This is a genomic window from Massilia sp. Bi118 (assembly GCF_918697865.1).
Classification (GTDB): Bacteria; Pseudomonadota; Gammaproteobacteria; order Burkholderiales; family Burkholderiaceae_D; genus Telluria.
On the sequence record NZ_CAKKMV010000002.1, the window covers coordinates 25,287 to 44,528 of the forward strand.

17 protein-coding genes are annotated in these 19,242 nt (G+C 64.7%); 9 read left to right on the forward strand and 8 right to left on the reverse strand.

Annotated elements, in window-relative coordinates; genetic code table 11:
- The first annotated feature begins 148 nt into the window (after positions 1-148).
- Positions 149-2,746 (forward strand): ATP-binding protein, encoded by a 2,598-nt coding sequence (locus tag LQV39_RS02715; RefSeq protein WP_230020206.1) that lies wholly within the window; start codon positions 149-151, stop codon positions 2,744-2,746.
- A 36-nt stretch (positions 2,747-2,782) separates the two neighbouring features.
- Entirely contained in the window at positions 2,783-3,439 is a 657-nt protein-coding gene (pyrE, locus tag LQV39_RS02720; RefSeq protein ID WP_230020207.1) for an orotate phosphoribosyltransferase, read from the forward strand.
- On the opposite strand, the gene LQV39_RS02725 is transcribed toward pyrE, so the two are convergent.
- Complete coding sequence (locus LQV39_RS02725) at positions 3,440-4,090, reverse strand: glutathione S-transferase family protein (protein WP_230020208.1); 651 nt, start codon at positions 4,088-4,090, stop codon at positions 3,440-3,442.
- Between the two features lie 82 nt (positions 4,091-4,172).
- Here LQV39_RS02725 and LQV39_RS02730 point away from each other — a divergent pair, with 82 nt between their 5' ends.
- The gene (locus LQV39_RS02730; protein ID WP_230020209.1) at positions 4,173-4,754 is read left to right on the forward strand and encodes a TetR/AcrR family transcriptional regulator; all 582 of its coding nucleotides are present in this window, start codon (positions 4,173-4,175) and stop codon (positions 4,752-4,754) included.
- 16 nt (positions 4,755-4,770) lie between these two features.
- Here LQV39_RS02730 and LQV39_RS02735 read toward each other — a convergent pair whose 3' ends face one another.
- The 6 genes from LQV39_RS02735 to gatC all read right to left on the reverse strand — a co-directional run bounded on the left by LQV39_RS02735 (position 4,771) and on the right by gatC (position 10,751).
- Entirely contained in the window at positions 4,771-6,120 is a 1,350-nt protein-coding gene (locus tag LQV39_RS02735) for a HipA domain-containing protein (protein WP_230020210.1), read from the reverse strand.
- Complete coding sequence (locus LQV39_RS02740) at positions 6,117-6,401, reverse strand: helix-turn-helix domain-containing protein (protein WP_230020211.1); 285 nt, start codon at positions 6,399-6,401, stop codon at positions 6,117-6,119. The genes LQV39_RS02735 and LQV39_RS02740 overlap by 4 nt, the downstream gene beginning before the upstream one ends.
- Before the next feature lie 144 nt (positions 6,402-6,545).
- Entirely contained in the window at positions 6,546-7,265 is a 720-nt protein-coding gene (locus LQV39_RS02745; protein WP_230020212.1) for a hypothetical protein, read from the reverse strand.
- Positions 7,266-7,407: 142 nt separating this feature from the next.
- Positions 7,408-8,868 (reverse strand): Asp-tRNA(Asn)/Glu-tRNA(Gln) amidotransferase subunit GatB, encoded by a 1,461-nt coding sequence (gatB, locus tag LQV39_RS02750; RefSeq protein WP_230020213.1) that lies wholly within the window; start codon positions 8,866-8,868, stop codon positions 7,408-7,410.
- Between the two features lie 85 nt (positions 8,869-8,953).
- A complete protein-coding gene (gatA, locus tag LQV39_RS02755) occupies positions 8,954-10,429 on the reverse strand; it encodes an Asp-tRNA(Asn)/Glu-tRNA(Gln) amidotransferase subunit GatA (RefSeq protein WP_230020214.1) in 1,476 nt (491 codons plus the stop codon).
- 22 nt (positions 10,430-10,451) lie between these two features.
- On the reverse strand, positions 10,452-10,751 hold the full coding sequence (gene gatC / locus LQV39_RS02760) for an Asp-tRNA(Asn)/Glu-tRNA(Gln) amidotransferase subunit GatC (RefSeq protein WP_230020215.1): 300 nt from the start codon (positions 10,749-10,751) through the stop codon (positions 10,452-10,454).
- 332 nt (positions 10,752-11,083) lie between these two features.
- Here gatC and LQV39_RS02765 point away from each other — a divergent pair, with 332 nt between their 5' ends.
- From LQV39_RS02765 to LQV39_RS02790, 6 genes are all read left to right on the forward strand, one after another.
- Complete coding sequence (locus tag LQV39_RS02765; RefSeq protein ID WP_230020216.1) at positions 11,084-12,127, forward strand: rod shape-determining protein; 1,044 nt, start codon at positions 11,084-11,086, stop codon at positions 12,125-12,127.
- A gap of 82 nt (positions 12,128-12,209) precedes the next feature.
- The gene (gene mreC / locus LQV39_RS02770; protein WP_230020217.1) at positions 12,210-13,403 is read left to right on the forward strand and encodes a rod shape-determining protein MreC; all 1,194 of its coding nucleotides are present in this window, start codon (positions 12,210-12,212) and stop codon (positions 13,401-13,403) included.
- Positions 13,403-13,915 carry a rod shape-determining protein MreD gene (mreD, locus tag LQV39_RS02775; protein WP_230020218.1) on the forward strand — a complete coding sequence of 171 codons (513 nt, stop codon included), beginning with the start codon at positions 13,403-13,405 and terminating at the stop codon, positions 13,913-13,915. Before mreC ends, mreD begins: the two co-directional genes overlap by 1 nt.
- 9 nt (positions 13,916-13,924) lie before the next feature.
- On the forward strand, positions 13,925-15,913 hold the full coding sequence (gene mrdA, locus LQV39_RS02780) for a penicillin-binding protein 2 (RefSeq protein WP_230020219.1): 1,989 nt from the start codon (positions 13,925-13,927) through the stop codon (positions 15,911-15,913).
- 3 nt (positions 15,914-15,916) lie between these two features.
- Positions 15,917-17,035 carry a rod shape-determining protein RodA gene (gene rodA / locus LQV39_RS02785; protein ID WP_230020220.1) on the forward strand — a complete coding sequence of 373 codons (1,119 nt, stop codon included), beginning with the start codon at positions 15,917-15,919 and terminating at the stop codon, positions 17,033-17,035.
- 82 nt (positions 17,036-17,117) lie between these two features.
- Positions 17,118-18,092: a septal ring lytic transglycosylase RlpA family protein gene (locus LQV39_RS02790; protein WP_230020221.1), complete on the forward strand. Its 975-nt coding sequence runs from the start codon at positions 17,118-17,120 to the stop codon at positions 18,090-18,092.
- A gap of 384 nt (positions 18,093-18,476) precedes the next feature.
- On the opposite strand, the gene LQV39_RS02795 is transcribed toward LQV39_RS02790, so the two are convergent.
- The gene (locus tag LQV39_RS02795; RefSeq protein WP_230020222.1) at positions 18,477-19,178 is read right to left on the reverse strand and encodes an HNH endonuclease signature motif containing protein; all 702 of its coding nucleotides are present in this window, start codon (positions 19,176-19,178) and stop codon (positions 18,477-18,479) included.
- Positions 19,179-19,242 lie beyond the last annotated feature (64 nt).

Sequence of the window (19,242 nt, forward strand, 5' to 3'; positions counted from 1 at the left end):
GCAGGGCGCATGGCCAAAACGTGAGTTTAACGCGTTTCTAGATTGCCTTTCGGTAACTGTGTACGGATGACTACGCTTATCGCCGAATTGTTAAGCGAATTGTTTCGGCGTGTTAAACTTTCCCGCTTATGTACGCACCGGAGTTCATGTGCTGATCAAGACCGACGATATTTTGTCTGGCGATTACGGCAACCACGGGCATTTCGTCCGCTTCTACGATAACGACACCTTGCTGCTCGACGAGGTTGCCGCCTACGTCGACCAGGCCCTGCGCGCCGACGGCCGCGGGATCGTGATCGCCACTGCCGAACACCGCGATGCGCTGGCGCTGCGCCTGGACGCGCTCGCGCAGGCGCAAGGCCGCGCCGCGCCCGCCGCCCAGGTCCTCTGGCTGGATGCGGAAGCGACGCTGGCGGCCTTCATGGTCGACGGCTGGCCGGACCGCCAGCGTTTCGACGCCGTGGTCGGTGGCGCCGTGCTTGCTGCCGGCGCCGATGGCAAGGGCGTCCACGCCTTTGGCGAAATGGTGGCGCTGCTGTGCGCGTGCGGCCAGTACGATGCGGCGCTCGAGCTCGAACGCATGTGGAACGAACTGGCGCAGCGCAGCGCCTTCTCCCTGTTCTGCGCCTATCCCTGGAGCCTGTTCCCCTCGGCCAGGCTGGTCAACGCCTTCCAGCGCGTGTGCGCGGAACACGATCATGCCTGCGCGGACGCCGCGATGGCGCTGCCGGCCGACGATGCGGAACTGAAGCTGGCCAGGCTCGAACAGAAGGTGCATGCGCTCGAAGCCGAGCTCGCGCGCGGCAAGGAAACCGAGGCGGTCCTGCGCCGCAACGAGCGCGAGTTCAGCGACTTCGTCGAGAACGCCGCCGAAGGCCTGCACCGGGTCGGCGCCGACGGCACCATCCTGTGGGCCAACAAGGCCGAACTGCAGATGCTCGGCTACCGCTGGGAAGAATACGTCGGTCACAACATCGGCGAGTTCCACGTCGACGAACCGGTCATCGGCGACATCCTGTGCCGCCTCTCGGCCGGCGCTACCCTGTACGACCAGCCGGCACGCCTGCGCTGCAAGGACGGCTCGATCAAGCACGTGATGATCCACTCGAACGCCCATTTCGAGAACGGCGAGCTGCGCTACACCCGCTGCTTCACGCGCGACGCCACCGAAAGGCACGAACGCGACGTGGCGCTGGCCCAGCGCGACAGCATGCTGCTGAACGCGCCGGTGGCGGCTGCACTCCTGAGCGGCCCGGATTTCGTGTTCCGCCTGGCGAACCGCAGTTATTGCGAGCTGGTGGGACGCAGCGGACTGGAAGGCAAGGCCTTCCTGGAAGTCTTCCCGGAACTGCGCGACAGCGAGCCCCAGCACCTGCTCGAACAGGTCTACCGCAGCAAGGTCATGGCGCGCGCGGAAGAGCTGCGCATCGTGCTGAACGACGCCGATGGCCAGCCGCGCGAGCGTTTTCTGAAGTTCAGCCTCGAGCCGCTGGCCGTGCTCGATGCCGAAGAGCCGGGCGTGATCCTGGTGGCGGTCGACGTCACCGAGCACGTGCGCAGCCGCCAGCAGATCGAGCGCGCCCACGCCGAGCGCGCGGAACTGCTGGCCGAGCTGACCGCGGCCGGCCAGGCCAAGGACGAGTTCCTGGCCATGCTCGGCCACGAGCTGCGCAATCCGCTCTCGCCCATCGTCACCTCGCTGCAGCTGATGCGCCTGCGCGGCGAGGGCGCGGCCTTGCGCGAGCGCGAGATCATCGAGCGCCAGGTCGGCCACCTGGTGCGCCTGGTCGACGATTTGATGGACATTTCGAAGGTCACGCGCGGCAAGATCGACCTGAAGTTCGAGCGCGTCTTCATCGCCCAGCCGCTCGACAAGGCCATCGAGATGGCCAGCCTCCTGCTGGAGAAGCGCCGGCACCGACTGGATGTCGAGATCGAGCCCGGACTGCAATGGGAAGGCGATCCGGTGCGCCTGGCGCAGGTGGTCGCCAACCTGCTCACCAACGCGGCGCGCTACACGGAGCCGGGCGGCCACGTGCGCCTGCGCGCCGGCCGCGTGGATGCGGGTGAAGGCGAGCCCTGGCTGCGCATCAGCGTGCTGGATGATGGCGTCGGCATGGCGCCCGAACTGCGCGGCCAGGTGTTCGACCTGTTCTTCCAGGGGAAGCGCAACATCGACCGCGCCGAGGGCGGCCTGGGCATCGGCCTGTCGCTGGTGAAGAACATCGTCGAGCTGCACGGCGGCCAGGTCGAGGCGCGCAGCGAGGGCAAGGACCGCGGCAGCGAATTCGTGGTCCTGCTGCCGCTGCTGACGCCGGGCGCCGGCGCGGAAGAAAGCCTGCCAGTGCAGCAGGCCGCGCCGGCCGCGGCGCGGCGCCGCATCATGCTGGTCGACGACAACGTCGACGGCGCCGAGACCCTGGCGCGCCTGCTGGGCGCCCACGGCCACGAGGTCCGGGTCTTCCACGAGCCGATCGCGGCGCTGGCGGCGGTGCGCGCATTCCGCCCCGACCTGGCGGTGCTCGACATCGGCCTGCCGGTCCTCGACGGCTACGAGCTGGCGCGCCGCATGCGTACACTGCTGGACGGCCATCCCTGCCGCATGGTCGCGCTGACCGGCTACGGCCAGGAAGCCGACAAGGCCAGGAGCGAACAGGCCGGCTTCGAACGGCACCTGGTCAAGCCGGTCAATCCCGACCTGGTGGTAAAGCTGGTGGCATCGGCTTCTCCGCATCTCCCCGGTTAGAATATCGGCTTTACAGATTTCATCAGGGGTAAAGTCGTGGACAATCTGCGCCAGCAGTTCATTGCGTTTTCCGTCGAGTCCGAAGTTCTGAAATTCGGCCAGTTCCTCACCAAGGCCGGCCGCCAGTCGCCGTATTTCTTCAACGCCGGCCTGTTCCACGACGGCGCCACGCTGGGCAAGCTGGCCCAGTTCTACGCCCAGACCCTGCTGGATTCGGGCGTCGAATTCGACATGCTGTTCGGCCCCGCCTACAAGGGCATCACGCTGGCATCAAGCACCGCGGTGGCGCTGGCCGCGAAAGGCCGCGACACCTCCTTCGCCTACAACCGCAAGGAAGCCAAGGACCACGGCGAAGGCGGCACCATCGTCGGCGCCCAGCTCAAGGGCAAGGTCGTGATCATCGACGACGTGATCTCGGCCGGCACCTCGGTGCGCGAATCCGTGGCCATGATCCGCGCCGCCGGTGCCGAGCCGGCCGCGGTGCTGATCGCGCTGGACCGCATGGAACGGGCTGGCCGCGACGGCGTGCTGTCGCCGCTGTCGGCGGTGCAGGAAGTCAGCCAGAACTACGGCATTCCGGTGATCTCGATCGCCAACCTGGCCGACCTGTTCACCTATCTGTCCGCCGATCCTTCGCTGGCGCAGCACAAGGATGCGGTGGCGGCGTATCGCGCACAATACGGCGTGGTCTGATCACGCGGCCGCTGCGGCCTGCCTGAAATGCGCCACCTGGTCCGCCAGCGCCTTACGGAAGGCGGGGCGGGCCATGCAGCGGTCGCGGTAAGCCTGCACGCGGGCGTAGCGTTCCACCATCTCCATGTTGTCCATCAGGCGCAGCACCGTCGTCATCAGGATGTCGGCCGCGCTGAAGTCCTTCGCCAGCCACTCCCGGCCCTCCAGCCAGTCGTCGAGGTCGCGCAGGCGCTTGTGCACCATCGCTTCCGTCGCCGGACGGGCGCCGGCGGCCCAGGGCTCGCCGGCGGAAAACACCACCAGGCTCACCAGGTTGCCGACGTAGGGCTCGACCGAGTTCAGGGCCGCGAACATCCACATCGTCACGCGTGCGCGCTCGTCCGCGTCCACCGGCAGCAAAGCAGGGCTGCGTTCGCCCAGGTGCAGCAGGATGGCGCCGGTCTCGAACAGTGTGAGGCCGCCGTCCTGCAGCACGGGGATCTGGCTGAAGGGCTGCTCGCGGCGGTAGGCGGGCGTGGCCGCTTCCTGGAACTCGAGCGCGCGGAGCAGGTAGGGCAGGCCGGCTTCTTCGAGCGCCCAGCGCACGCGCAGGTCGCGCACATAGCCGATGGCGAATTCGGGCACGCTGCGGAAAGTGGTCAGGGTAAGCATGTTTGGCTCCTTCTCGTGGTGGATGGAGAGAGAATACGCGGGTGCATAATATGTTCAAGAACATAATATTGGAGACCCCGACATGCCATACAGCAGCGAGCACAAGGCCCAGACCCGCGAACGCATCGTGCACGCGGCGCGCCGGCTGTTCAACCGCCACGGCTTCGAGCAGGTGTCGATCGACCGCGTGATGCTGGATGCCGGCCTGACGCGCGGCGGCTTCTACCATCACTTCAAGAGCAAGGACGAGCTGTACGCGGCGGCCGTCGCCAGCTTCACCAGCTGTAATCCCTTCAAGCCCGATTTCAAGGACGCGCCGCCACCCGAACCGGCGCAGCTGGCGCGCATGCTGCTCGACGTCTACCTGTGCGACGAGGTGTTCGACAACGTCGAGCACCACTGCCCGCTGTACGCGCTGCCGGGCGACGTGGCGCGCGCCGGCCTGTCGCCGCAGAAGGCATACACGCAGCTGATCCGCAACCTGACCGCGGTGTACGCGGCGGCGCTGGAAGCCAGCCCGGACGGCGAGCAGCGTGCGCAGGCCATCGTGTCCTTGTGCGTCGGCGGGATGGTGCTGGCGCGGACCACCGACGATGCGGGACTGCGGCGCTCGCTGCGCAGTGCGGCGCGAGCGCAGGCGCTGGCTTTGTTATCCGGCGCTTGAGCGGCCGACGGCCGCCTCAAAGAAGTTCGTCAGACACCTTGACCGCTTCACGAGCGAGACTGGACAGACGTTGGGCCTGCCGGCCGACATAGGCTGCCAAGCGCGTGACGAACTCGCGTTCACCCTCTTCGTAATCACGCGACCCTGCCAGGTCGGCCGCCGCGCCGTTCGCCGCGCTGGCGAGGCGCTCCGCTTCGCGGCGCATCAGTTTGCGGTCGATGCCGCAGCCTTGCGCAAAGGAGGCGAGTTCGAAGGGCGTCACTTCGTCGAAGGTGAATGCATCGCCGAATGCCATCGCCAGATCGGTATCGAAGTGTGCGTACTGGACCACGCTCACCAGGTCATACCAGGGGGTGGGATCGAGATAGCCGCCAGGCCGAACGAAAAACGAGAAATTCTTGCCATGGGCATCGCTGTTCCCGATCAGGAACTGGAATAGCGCCCAGCGCAGCATCGCCAGTTTTGCCGTGGCTTTGTTGGCGGTCAGTTCGCCGAGACCGAACAGGCGTTGGAAGCTCATGCCTTCGCGGATGTCGCGTACGGCAGCTTCCTTTCCCAGATTCCGCTCGTACTTGAAGCTGACGGGCAGGTCGCAGGTCTGACAGGCATCGACGATGTGCAGCCGGTCGACCCGGATCCCGTCCGCCTGTTCCTGCACGATGCGGTCGAAACGGCGCACGAGGAGCACGGGGCGGGGCGCGCGCAGCAAAAGCACGTCCGCCACCGGCAAGCCGATGCGGCGCGCGAGCGTCATGCAGAAGTGCTCGTTGACCGCGAGGTGAGGCAGCCTTGCCTGGCCCAGGTCCGGCTTGAGGATATGGGTCGATGCCAGGTGCGGACCTTCGACCAGGAACATGCGGCCGCCTTGTGCTGGTGGCCCGTCGATGTAGACCAGCAGCTTGTCCTGCACGCCCGCAACCGACATGCGCACCTTGCCGTCCCAGACAGTGAAGGGCAATTCGCGGTCGGCGATGCGTGCATTCAGCTCGTCGAGCGGCACTTCCCGCATGCTGGTGTCAGGGGCGGCCATTGCATTGTCCGCGTCGCGGAATCGCAGGACGCCGGCGGTTTCGACACCCAGGGCGCGGATCAGGCCGAATACATTGGATTTGGCCAGGCCATTCGACGCGACGGCGACGTCGAGTGCATGGCCTTCCGGCAGCAGGTGTTCGATGAAGCGCTTGATCGAACGCGAGTCGAATCCCCTTTCAGGCGGGGTCAGCGGCAGGGCGGGGGACAGCGGATAGGCATTCGGGCCATCCCGCCAGTCCTGGGCGTAATCCAGGGTCCAGGCATCGGCCCGCGGATCGTGCCCGAGTTGGGCCATGAGCGGCTCGCCGGCGAAAACGTCGAGCCTGAAGTTCAAGTCCGGCTCCCGGTGTCGCTTGCGGCAGCCGGTTCAGCGAGGCGGGTCCAGGGATGCTCCTTGGGTACCACCATCAATGCCAGGCCAAGACCGTCAAGAATCGCCAGCGCCTTGTCCAGCCGTACGCTGCCCTGGCCGTTCTCCAGCCGCGACATCAGGTCGACGGACACACCCAGCAGGCTTGCGGCGTCATCGATGCGCAATTGTTGTGCACGGCGGCGCTGGCGCACCAACGGTCCCAGACTGCCGGCGTGCGTGAGAAGAATGGGCGTGGTGTCCATGCGTTGTCCTATTTCGGAATTTCAGAAAATATAGCAAATTCAGATGACTCGTCAACATAATTTCTTAAACTCCGAAACTATATGCCAAAAGTGGACGAAGCAAGCTGAATTTCTGAAAATCCGAAACAGAACCGCTGGAATCTTCTATTCCTCGAGCTTGAGCACCATGAAGGAGATGTTCTTCATCGCCGCCCCAGGCCGCCACGGCGGATTGATGACCGAGATGTCGTGGATGCCCATGCGGCCGAAATCTTCGAGCGAGTAGGTCCAGCCCATCGTCTTTGGATCGTCGCGGTAGAGTTTCTGGTAGCGCTCTTCCTGGCCCAGCGTGACGTAGTCGCCGCGCACGCCCAGTGTTTTGAAATAAGCCTGCTCCTTGACCGCATCGCCCCTGATCGATGCGTTGATTTCGTCGAGCAGCGCCTGGCGTTTTTTCGGCGGCATCGCGGCGAACATCTTTTTCGTGGCGTCGTCGTAGTTGAAGCTGGTGCTGCTCAAACCGCCGTGCAGGCCGATCACGGCGAAGTTGCTGACCACCTTGTGCACGCCGGCCGGGAACACGTAGTTGGCGCAGGAAGACAGGCAGTATTCCAGCACCTTGACGTCCAGCTTGTGGTCACGGACCCACTGGCCTAGCGCCAGACCCACGGTGGTCGACCCGCCCTCGCTGCGGATCGCCAGCTTGTCCGGCTTGTCCTGCAGGCTGTCGTAGAGGGCGAACAGTTTGGCATTCGCTTGTTCGTCGAGCGGGCCGACGTAATGCAGCTCGCCATGATCGTGAAAGACCTGGGTGGTGTCGGCGGCGCAGGCAAGGGAAGCGGTGAACAGGAGCGGCAGGAAAGCGGGAAGGGCAAGTTGGCGCATCGGTGAGTCCATCGGCAAGTGGAACTCGATTATAGGCAGCCGCGGTCTGGCCGTGGCTCACCAAATGTCACGCAGCGGGCATAAAAAAAACCGGAGATTTCACATCCCCGGTTTTTTGACAACTGGCAAAAAAGCCGAAAAATCAGCCCGCCAGCTTCTGCTTCAGCAGCTCCGTCACCTGGGCCGGATTGGCCTTGCCCTTGGACGCCTTCATGCACTGGCCGATCAGCGCGTTGATCGCCGCTTCCTTGCCGGCGCGGTACTGCTCGACCGATTTCGCATTGTTGGCCAGGACTTCGTCGACGATGGCTTCGATCGCGCCGGTGTCCGAGATCTGCTTCAGGCCTTCGCGATCGATGATGGCGTCGGCCAGGTTCTCGTCTTCCGAACCCGCTTCCCACATCAGGCTGAACACCTTCTTGGCGGCGTTGTTCGAGATCGTGCCATCAAGGATGCGCTTCAGCAGCACAGCCAGTTGCGATGCCTCGACCGGCGAGTCGATGATGTCGAGGTCGGCGCGGTTCAGGGCCGAGGAGACGTCGCCCATCATCCAGTTGGCGGCGGCCTTGGCGTTTTCCTTGCCGGCCTTGGCGACCACGGCTTCGTAGTAGTTGGCCATGCCCTGCGAGCCGGTCAGGATCAGCGCATCGTATTCCGGCAGGCCGTAGTCCTTGATGAAGCGCTCGCGCATGGCGGCCGGCAGTTCCGGCATGTCGGCCTTGATGCGCTCGATCCAGTCCTGCGAGATCGCCAGCGGCGGCAGGTCCGGGTCCGGGAAGTAGCGGTAGTCCTGCGCGTCTTCCTTGGTGCGCATGGAGCGGGTTTCCTTCTTGTCCGGGTCCCACAGGCGGGTGGCCTGGATCACTTTGCCGCCGTCTTCGATCAGCTCGATCTGGCGCCGCACTTCATAGTGGATCGCCTCTTCCATGAAGCGGAAGGAGTTCAGGTTCTTGATCTCGCAGCGGGTGCCGAATTCCTTCTGGCCGACCGGGCGCACCGAGACGTTGACGTCGCAGCGGAAGGAGCCTTCCTGCATGTTGCCGTCGCAGACGCCCAGCCACATCACCAGCGAGTGCAGGGCTTTCGCATACGCCACCGCCTCGTTCGCGCTGCGCATTTCCGGCTCGGAGACGATCTCCAGCAGCGGCGTGCCGGCGCGGTTCAGGTCGATGCCGCTCATGCCGGCATAGTCCTCGTGCAGCGACTTGCCGGCGTCTTCTTCGAGGTGGGCGCGGGTCAGGTTGATGGTGCTGGTGACCATCTTGCCGTCCTTCTCGTAAGGGAAGGTGAGCGTGCCGCCCTGGACCACAGGATCCTCGAACTGGCTGATCTGGTAGCCCTTCGGCAGGTCGGGGTAGAAGTAGTTCTTGCGCGCGAAGACCGAGCGCGGCGCGATCTTCGCGCCCACGGCCAGGCCGAAGCGGATCGCACGTTCGACGGCGCCGCGGTTCAGCACCGGCAGCACGCCCGGGAGCGCCAGGTCGACCGGGCTGGCCTGGGTGTTCGGCTCGGCGCCGAAGCGGATCGAGCTGCCGCTGAAGATTTTCGAATTGGTCGTGAGCTGGACGTGGTTCTCAAGACCGATGACGACTTCCCATTCCATGATGTTCTCTCTATTTTTCGTTACGCACACACCGGGGCCAGACCGGGGTCAGAGCCCTTTTAAAAGCAACACCGGGCTCTGACCCCTAAACGCCTTCGGGTGCCTTGTTGTGCCAATCGGTCGCCTGCTGGTACTGGTGCGCGATGTTCAGCAGCTTGGCTTCGCTGAAGTAGTTACCGATGATCTGCAGGCCGACCGGGCGCTTGGCGTTCTTTTCGCCCTGGCCGAAGCCGACCGGGATAGCCATGCCGGGCAGGCCCGCCAGGCTGGTCGACAGCGTGAAGATGTCGGCCAGGTAGTTGGCGACCGGGTCGCTTGACTTCGCGCCCAGGTCCCAGGCCACGGTCGGGGCCACCGGGCCCATGATGACGTCGCACTGGTCCTTGAAGGCGGCCTGGAAGTCGTCGGCAATCAAACGGCGGATCTTCTGCGCCTGCACGTAGTAGGCGTCGTAGTAGCCGTGGCACAGCACATAGGTGCCGACCATGATGCGGCGCTGGACTTCCTTGCCGAAGCCTTCCGCGCGCGTTTTCTTGTACATGTCCTGCAAGTCTTTGTACTCCGGCGTGCGGTAGCCGTAGCGGACGCCGTCGAAGCGCGACAGGTTGGACGAGGCCTCGGCCGGTGCGATGATGTAGTAGACCGGGATCGACAGCGCCGTTTTCGGCAGCGAGATCTCGACCAGGGTCGCGCCCAGCTTCACGAACTGGTCCAGCGCGGCGCGCACGCTGCTCTCGACGTCCGCGGCCAGGCCTTCGCCGAAGTACTCTTTCGGCACGCCGATGCGCAGGCCGTTCAGAGGCTTGCTCAGGTCGCGCGTGAAGTCTTCGCGCGCGTTGCCCTGCTCGGGCGTGAGGCTGGTCGAGTCGCGTTCGTCGAAGCCCACCATCTCGTTCAGCAGCAGGGCGCAATCCTCGGCGGTGCGCGCCATCGGGCCGCCCTGGTCGAGCGAGGAGGCGAAGGCGATCATGCCGAAGCGCGACACGCGGCCGTAGGTCGGCTTGATGCCGGTGATGCCGCAGAAGGCGGCAGGCTGGCGGATCGAGCCGCCGGTATCGGTGCCGGTCGCGGCCGGCGCCAGGCGCGCGGCGATCGCGGCGGCCGAACCGCCCGAGGAGCCGCCCGGCACGGCCAGCGTATCCCAGGGATTCTTCACCGCGCCGAAGGCCGAGTTCTCGTTGGCCGAGCCCATCGCGAACTCGTCGCAATTCAGCTTGCCCAGCGTGACCATGCCGGCGTCGCCGAACTTCGTGACCACGGTCGCGTCGAACGGGCTGACGTAGTTGCCCAGCATTTTCGAGGCGGCGGTCGAGCGCCAGCCCCTGGTGACGAAGATGTCCTTGTGCGCGATCGGAATGCCGGTCAGCGCGCCGGCCGAACCTTCGGCGAAGCGCGCGTCGGCCGCCTTGGCCTGGGCCAGCGACAGCTCGGCATCGACGTGCAGGAAGGCGTTGTGCTGGCTGGCGGCGATGCGGTCGAGGTAGTGCTGCGTCAGCTCGGTCGACGAAATCTGTTTCGAATGCAGGAGCGTCGAGAGCTCCTTGATGGTCTTGTTATGCATAATCTGTGGGATCCCGGCTTTGTTATTCGATGACTTTCGGCACCAGGTACAAACCGTCCTGGGCCTTCGGGGCCGGCGCCTGGTAGTCGGCGCGGTGGTCTTCCTCGGACACCACGTCTTCGCGCAGGCGCAGCGGCAGCGCGAGGATGGCGGACAGCGGCTGGGCCAGCGGCTCGACGCCGGTGGTGTCGACGGCCTGCATCTGCTCGGCCAGGGCGAAAATGCCGTTCAGTTCGTTCAGGGCGATCTCGGCATGGGCCTCATCCATATCGAGCTGGGCCAGGTTGGCGATCCGTTTTACGTCTGAGAGAGTCAGGGACATGGCATGGGCACGGCTCGAAGCCGCGGTCAAAGATGGTTGTGCGAATAATGAAATTTGGTTAACGGCTTGCTAAAGCTGATAAATGCTTGCTAATACCGTCGAACTCGCAGGCTGATATAGGGGCGAATCCACCCGTTTTTCAGCGTTTAATCGGCAAATTATAAGGTAGAATGGCGGGCTAATGCGTTCTCCGGCGCCGAAAGCAGACGGACCGCGCATGAAAGCCCGCGGTGCGGATTCATCAATCGCGGCGAGGATTCCCCGATTAATGTTTGGGATCTTGCTTATGCAGGGTCCGCTTTAGGCGCACATCGATGCGCATCAGGACACACATGTTTGGTTTTGTTACGCAGCTTTTTTCGAACGATCTGGCGATCGACCTGGGTACCGCGAATACCCTGATCTATGTCCGTGGCCAGGGCATCGTGCTGGATGAACCCTCGGTCGTCGCGATCCGCCAGGAAGGCGGTCCGAACGGCAAGAAGACGATCCAGGCAGTCGGCAAGGAAGCGAAGCAGATGCTGGGCAAGGTGCCTGGCAATATCGAAGCGATCCGTCCGATGAAGGATGGCGTGATTGCCGACTTCACCGTCACCGAGCAGATGCTGAAGCAGTTCATCCGCATGGTGCACGACTCCAAATTCCTGCGCCCCTCGCCGCGCATCATCATCTGCGTCCCCTGCGGTTCGACCCAGGTCGAGCGCCGCGCGATCCGCGAATCGGCGCTGGGCGCCGGCGCCCGCCAGGTCTACCTGATCGAAGAGCCGATGGCGGCCGCGATCGGCGCCGGCCTGCCGGTGGCCGAGGCAACCGGCTCGATGGTGGTGGACATCGGCGGCGGCACCACCGAGGTGGGCATCATCTCGCTGGGCGGCATGGTTTATAAAGGCTCGGTACGCGTGGGCGGCGACAAGTTCGACGAAGCGATCGTCAACTACATCCGCCGCAACTACGGCATGCTGATCGGCGAGCAGACCGCCGAGGCGATCAAGAAGGCCATCGGTTCGGCCTTCCCGGGTTCCGAAGTCAAGGAAATGGAAGTCAAGGGCCGCAACCTGTCCGAAGGCATCCCCCGTTCCTTCACCATCTCGAGCAACGAGATCCTCGAAGCCCTGACCGACCCGCTGAACAACATCGTCTCCGCCGTCAAGAACGCGCTCGAGATGGCCCCGCCGGAACTGGGCGCGGACATCGCCGAGAAAGGCATGATGCTGACCGGCGGCGGCGCGCTGCTGCGCGACCTCGATCGCCTGCTGATGGAAGAGACCGGCCTGCCGGTGCTGGTGGCGGAGGATCCGCTGACCTGCGTGGTGCGCGGTTCAGGCATGGCGCTCGAGCGCATGGACAAGCTGGGTTCGATCTTCTCGTACGAGTAAGGCGACCGCATTGACGGCGCGGACCGGGCGCGTGCATGTTTTGCGCGTGCCCGATCCGCGTTTGATTTAGTGATTGGAAGTCATGGAATACAGTCCTCCGCCGCTCTTCAAGCAAGGCGCTCCCGCCAGGGTCAAGGTGACGGTGTTCGCACTCATCTCGATCGCACTGCTTGTCGTCGACGCGCGGTTTCATGCGCTCACCGCCGTGCGCCAGGTTGCGGGCACGGTGCTTTATCCTTTCCAGATGCTTGCCCTGATGCCGCGCGACGCGGTCAGCAATATGGGCAGCTACTTCTCCTCGATCTCCGCGCTGCAGAAGGAAGTCCGTGACCTGAAGAGCCAGCAGGTGGCGATGGCCCAGGCCATGCAGCAGGCCCAGCTCCAGATGGCCGAGAACGGCCACCTGCGCAAGCTGATGGACGCGCGCGAACACCTGCCGGTGCGCTCGATGATGAGCGAGATCCTGTACGACGCCCGCGACCCGTCCACCCGCCGCGTGGTGCTCGACCGCGGCTCGCAGAACGGCGTCAAGCCCGGCCTGCCGGTGATCGACAATGCCGGCGTGGTCGGCCAGGTCACGCGCGTGTTCCCGTTCACCTCCGAGGTCACGCTGCTGACCGACAAGGAGCAGGCGATTCCTGTGCAGGTGTTGAGGAACGGCCTGCGCAGCGTCGCCTACGGCCGCGGCCAGTCCGGCCAGCTGGACCTGCGCTTCGTCGCGCCGAACGCCGACATCCAGGTCGGCGACGTGCTGGTCACCTCCGGCCTGGACGGCATGTACCCGGCCGGCCTGGCAGTGGCCAAGGTGAGCCAGGTCGAGAGCGTGGCGCAGGGCGCCTTCGGACGCGTGGTGTGCCAGCCGCTGGCCGGCATCGACCGCCACCGCCAGCTCCTGATCGTGATGTCGGACCAGCCGGCCCAGCCGCGCCCGGCCGCGGAAGCGCCCAAACCCAACGGTAACACCACCTCGCGCCGCAACCTGCCGAAAATGGCGCCGATCCCGCTGCCGCCGCTGCCAGCGCAGCCGCTGCCGCCGGCCGTGCAGCCTGCGCAGCAGGCCGGCCAGCAGCCGGCTGCCGCTCCCGGCACGCAAGGCGCCGCACCGTCGGGCGCTGCTCCCGGCGCGACGGCCGCGCCGGCAACGTCCGCACCGGGCGCCGTCCCTGCCGCGCCGCCAGCTACGCAAAACCAGAACCGCGCGCCCGCACCGGCGCCGGCACGCGTCACACCGCCCGCAGCCAAACCGGCCGCGGCCCGTACCGGGGAGGGCGCCTGATGCCCCGTCCGCATTACATCCTGCTGCCGGTCAGCCCGCTGTTCATCGCGTTCAGCCTGATCTGCGCCTTCATGCTCAACCTGATGCCCTGGGGCCGCTGGGTCGGCGCGCCCGACTTCGTCGCGCTAGTGCTGGTCTTCTGGGGCATCCATCAGCCGCGCAAGGTCGGCATCGGCATCGCCTTTTCGATGGGCCTGCTGATGGACGTGCACGACGCCACGCTGCTCGGCGAGAACGCGCTGGCCTACACGCTACTATCCTATCTGGCGATCATGATCCATCGCCGCGTGCTGTGGTTCCCGCTGGTCACCCAGGCGATCCATGTGTTCCCGCTGCTGCTGATGACGCAGGCGATCCAGGTGATGGTGCGCTTCATCGTCACCGGGCGCTTCCCGGGCTGGCTGCACTTCATCGAGAGCCTGATCGCGGTGGCCCTGTGGCCGGTCGTCACCTGGCTGCTGCTGGCGCCGCAACGGCGCGCGGTCGATAAAGATCACACCCGTCCCATCTGATTTTTTCGAATGACCGAGATTAAAGACAGCGATCGCGAGATCCACCACTTCCGCATGCGCCTCTCGGCGCTGGTGGTGCTCGTGTTTATCTGCTTCGGCCTGCTGGTGGCCCGCTTCGTCTGGCTGCAGGTGGTCAAGCACAACCAGTACATGGCCCAGGCCGAGGACAACCGCATCGCGCTGGTGCCCATCGTCCCCAACCGCGGCCTGATCCTGGACCGCAACGGCGCGGTCCTGGCCAGTAACTACTCGGCCTACACGCTCGAGATCACGCCCTCGAAACTGGAGGCCAACCTCGATTCCGTGATCGACGAACTGGCCAAGCTGGTGACGATCGAAGCCAAGGACCGCAAGCGCTTCAAGCGTTTGCTGGAAGAGTCGAAGAATTTTTCGAGCGTGCCGATCCGCACCCGCCTGAGCGACGACGAGGTCGCGCGCTTCACCGCGCAGCGCTTCCGCTTCCCCGGCGTCGAAGTGCAGGCGCGCCTGTTCCGCCAGTACCCGCTGGGCGAGATCGCCTCGCACGTGCTGGGCTACATCGGCCGCATCAACCAGAAAGAGGCCAAGGAAATCGAAGAAAGCCAGGATGCCGCCAACTACAACGGCACCGACCACATCGGCAAGGAAGGTCTGGAGAAGAGCTATGAGCGCCAGCTGCACGGCGTCACCGGCTACGAGGAAGTCGAGCGCTCGGCCGGCGGCCGCGCGATCCGCACCTTGTCGCGCACGCCGCCGGTGCCGGGCACCAACCTGATCCTGTCGATCGACATCGAGCTGCAGAAGGTGATCGAGGAAGCATTCGGCGACTTCCGGGGCGCGCTGGTCGCGATCGAACCGGAAACCGGCGACGTGCTGGCCTATGTGTCGCGGCCGGGCTTCGATCCGAACCTGTTCGTCGACGGTATCGACTCGCAAAGCTGGAACGAACTGAATACCTCGCTCGACCGTCCGCTGATGAACCGTCCGCTGTCGGGCACCTATCCGCCCGGCTCGACCTTCAAGCCCTTCATGGCGCTGGCCGCGCTGGAGACCGGCAAGCGCCGCCCGGAGCAGGGCATCAGCGACCCCGGCTTCTTCATGCTGGGCGGGCACCGCTTCAACGACGACAAGCCGGGCGGCCACGGCTACATCGACATGTACCGCTCGATCGTGATGTCCTGCGATACCTATTACTACCAGCTCGGCAACGAGATGGGCATCGACCTGATCAGCACCTTCATGAAGCAGTTCGGCTTCGGTTCGCCGACCGGCATCGACCTCGACCACGAGAAGGGCGGCGTGCTGCCTTCGCAGGAGTGGAAGCGCGAGCGCTTCAGGAAGAACCGCGCGGCCCAGAAGTGGGTCGGCGGCGACACCATCTCGATCAGCATCGGCCAGGGCTACAACAGCTACACCATGCTGCAGCTGGCGCACGCGGTGGCTACCCTGGCCAACAACGGCGTGATCATGAAGCCGCACCTGGTCAAGATCCTCGAAGACGGCGGCACCCACCAGCGCACGCTGACGGTGGCGAAGGAATCGGGCCGCATCCCGCTGAAGCAGGAAAACATCGACGTCATCAAGCACGCGATGGTGGGCGTGATGACCGATCCGAGCGGCACTGGCCGCCTGGCCTTCCGCGATGCGCAGTACACGGCCGGCGGCAAGACCGGTACCGCCCAGGTGGTCGGCCTGAAGGGCGCCAAGTACAACCACAACATGACCCCCGAACGCCTGCGCGACAATGCGCTGTTCACCGCCTTCGCCCCGGCCGACAAGCCGAAGATCGCGATCGCGATGGTGGTCGAGAATGCCGGCTTCGGCGCCCAGTACGCGGCGCCGATCGCGCGCAAGGCGCTCGACTATTACCTGCTCGGCAAGCGCCCCGGCGAGAAGGCCAAGCCGGTGCCGAGCACCGCAGTGCAGAAGGAAGACCTGGCGGTGCCGGAAGAGGCCTTCGGCCCGAACGCCGGCCTGCCCAAGCCGCCGGGCGGCGAAACCCCTGGCAACAAGGAGTAAGCGATGCCGGCCCATATCCCTGAACGGCGTTCGCTGAGCCGGCGCCTGAAACCCTATCTGCTGGTGTTCGACGGCCCGCTGGCCCTGATCCTGTTCCTGCTGTTCTCGGTCGGCACCCTGACCATGAGCTCGGCCGGCCACGACTTCCCGGGCCGCATGGAAGGACAGATGCGCAACATCCTGCTGTCCTTCACCGTGATGTGGATCGCGGCGAATATCCCGCCGCAGATGCTGCTGCGGCTCGCGGTGCCCATCTATACCTTCGGCGTGGCCTTGCTGGTGGCGGTGGCGCTGTTTGGCGTCATCAAGAAGGGCGCGCGGCGCTGGCTGCACGTGGGCGTCGACATCCAGCCTTCCGAGATCCTGAAGATCGCCACGCCGCTGATGCTGGCCTGGTATTTCCAGACCCGGGCCGGCTTCATGAAGTGGCAGAACTTCATCGTTGCGGCGGTGCTTCTGCTGATCCCGTTCGGCCTGATCGCCAAGCAGCCCGACCTCGGCACCGCGCTGCTGGTGGGCGCGTCCGGCTTCTATGTGATCTTCCTGGCCGGCCTGTCGTGGAAGGCCCTGGTGGGCCTGTTCGTGGCCGGCGCCGCCAGCCTGCCGGTGGCCTGGTCGATGATGCACGACTACCAGCGCGACCGCGTGATGACGCTGATCGACCCGACCTCGGACCCGCTGGGCAAGGGCTTCCACATCATCCAGTCGACCATCGCGATCGGCTCCGGCGGCGTGAGCGGCAAGGGCTACATGAAAGGCACCCAGGCTTACCTGGAGTTCATTCCCGAGCGCACCACCGACTTCATCTTCTCGGTGTACTCCGAGGAATTCGGCCTGATCGGTAACCTGGTGTTACTGTTCTTGTATTTGTTGCTCATCGGGCGCAGCATGATGATCGCTGCAAATGCCCCGAACCTGTTCACGCGCCTGCTGGCCGGCGCCGTGTCCATGATGTTCTTCACTTATTGCTTTATCAACATGGGTATGGTCAGTGGGATCCTGCCCGTGGTCGGCGTTCCGCTTCCATTCATGAGCTATGGCGGTACTGCCTTGATTACTTTGGGGCTTTGCAGTGGTATATTGATGAGCATTCAAAGACACCGCAAACTGGTGCAGACCTGACATGAAAGAGAACGCGATGGCCGTTCGCGCATTGCGAGGCCGATTTTTGCCAGCGGTCATTGCGCTTGCTTCGGCAACGCTGATGACCGGCTGCAGTACAACCAGCGACGGCGAACACAAAAGCCTGATCCCGCTGCCCTGGAAGCACAAGGTGACAACGCGGCACGGCGACATCGATCCCAGCCTGCCCAAGCTGCCCGCAGCCGGTTCCGGCCGCGGCGGCTACTACCAGGACGACGGCCCCGGCGACAATCCGCCGCCCGGCCTGCGCGACCTGCCGGACGCGGTGGTCAAGTACGAACCCTACGCCAAGTTCGCCAACAAGCCGTACTCCGTGTTCGGCCAGACCTACACGCCGCTGCTCAACGACGAGCCCTTCACCCAGCGCGGCGTGGCCAGCTGGTACGGTGTGAAATTCCACGGCCAGCGCACCTCCTCGGGTGAGCCCTACGACATGTACAAGATGACGGCCGCGCATCCGACGCTGCCGATTCCATCCTACGCGCGCGTGACGAGCCTGGATTCCGGCAAGTCGGTGGTGGTGCGCATCAACGACCGCGGGCCCTTCCACTCCGACCGCATCGTCGACGTCTCCTACACGGCGGCGCTCAAGCTCGGCCTGCTGGGCAAGGGCAGCCACCAGGTCGAGGTCGAACGCCTGTTCCCGGACGATCCGACCCGCATCGCCACCGTGCGCCGCGCCGCGACCTCCGCCGCCCAGGCCGCGCCGGCGCCGGCGGAAATCGCCGCGCTGATGCTGGAAGACCGCGTGGCGATGGACAGCGCCGCGGTAGCGCGTTCGCAGCCGGCCGCCGCCAAGGCCGCGCCGGCGTCCGGCTACTACCTGCAACTGGGCGCCTACGGACGCGAAGGCAAGGCCGAAGAGATCGGTGAGATGCTGAAGAAGTCCGGCGTGTCGCAGGCGCTGGAAGTGGTGCGTTCGGGTTCGGTCAACCGGTTGTACAGCGGGCCGTTCGAGACGCGGGCGATGGCGCAGGAGGCTGCGCGTGCGCTGCCTTCGTCCTTGGGTTTGAAGCCTATCGTCGTGCGGCGCTGAGCCTTAGCTGCGGCCCTGCGCGTATTCAGGCGCTGGAGCCGGGCAGGCGTCGAACATTCGGAAAGGCGTCTGTCTGGAGCCAGTGCTTGAATAGTATGATCTGCCGCGTCGCGTGGCGATCGCCGAGCCGTGCCGAAAGAAGGCGCGTTATCCCATCTTCCGTAAAGCCGCGAAACCTCTTCCCGGGAACGACACCATACTCTGCGCCAAGTTGCCGGCGTTCGCGTTCAGTCACTTCATGAACCAGAATTCCCGCCAGATCGGATTTGGCTATTTTCCTTGCAAGGCACCGCGCCGAACGCCCGGAGTGGGGGAAGTCCAGCGTTTGCCAACAGCGCAGCTCTCGCGGGTCTGAAAGGTTGTAGGGGTCCTGTTCGCGTTTGGTTATCCATAATGCGAGGCCCGATGGCAGTTCGGACACAGTGCGATCGCATTCTCGACGGTGTCGTCGCCGTTTTTCGCCAGCGGAATCCGGTGATGCACCTCGAGATAGGGTTCACCTGTCGAGCGACTGTTGAACGGCGCCTGGTTGCGACACCTTTCGCAGCGACCCTGAGCGCGATGCAGGACCTCGGCCACTACGTCCGGGTTGCGCACGAAAACTCGGGTCATTACATAGCGTACGGCAGGCTTGGGATTGGCTTTATTTAGACGTGCGCGCCGGTCGACCGTGCTGTCGCGTAGGGCTTGATGGGCCGCGGAAGCGAAGGTTTGTTGGATATTCTCGGCGCAACCCACTGGCGCATCGGGACGGCACCGCTTGCACAAGCTTGTAAAGGACAGTGGTCCTGGGACGTGTTCGCTGACCCAGGTCACGATGGATTCGGCATCCGATGCGCACAGTTTCGCGTACTTACCACCTGTGAACTGCGCGGGGCCGCGACGTGCTAATTGATTGCGGATATCACTGCAACACGCCTTGTGAAGCACCAGGTAGCGTTGCGTCGGCGGACGGTTGAGGTTTAGAACGTATCCGCCCGGGTTGTTTCGTATCCAGTCCAGATAGCCAGGTTCATCGTTTTCAAAGTGCTGAGCTGCATGCATTGTCGTGTATCGATAGGGATAGGTCGTCGCGCCCAGCTTCATACCGGCGTTTGCGCCGCCCGATCCGCTTACATTCGAGTGTGTTATGGTCAGCAGGAAGCTTCGC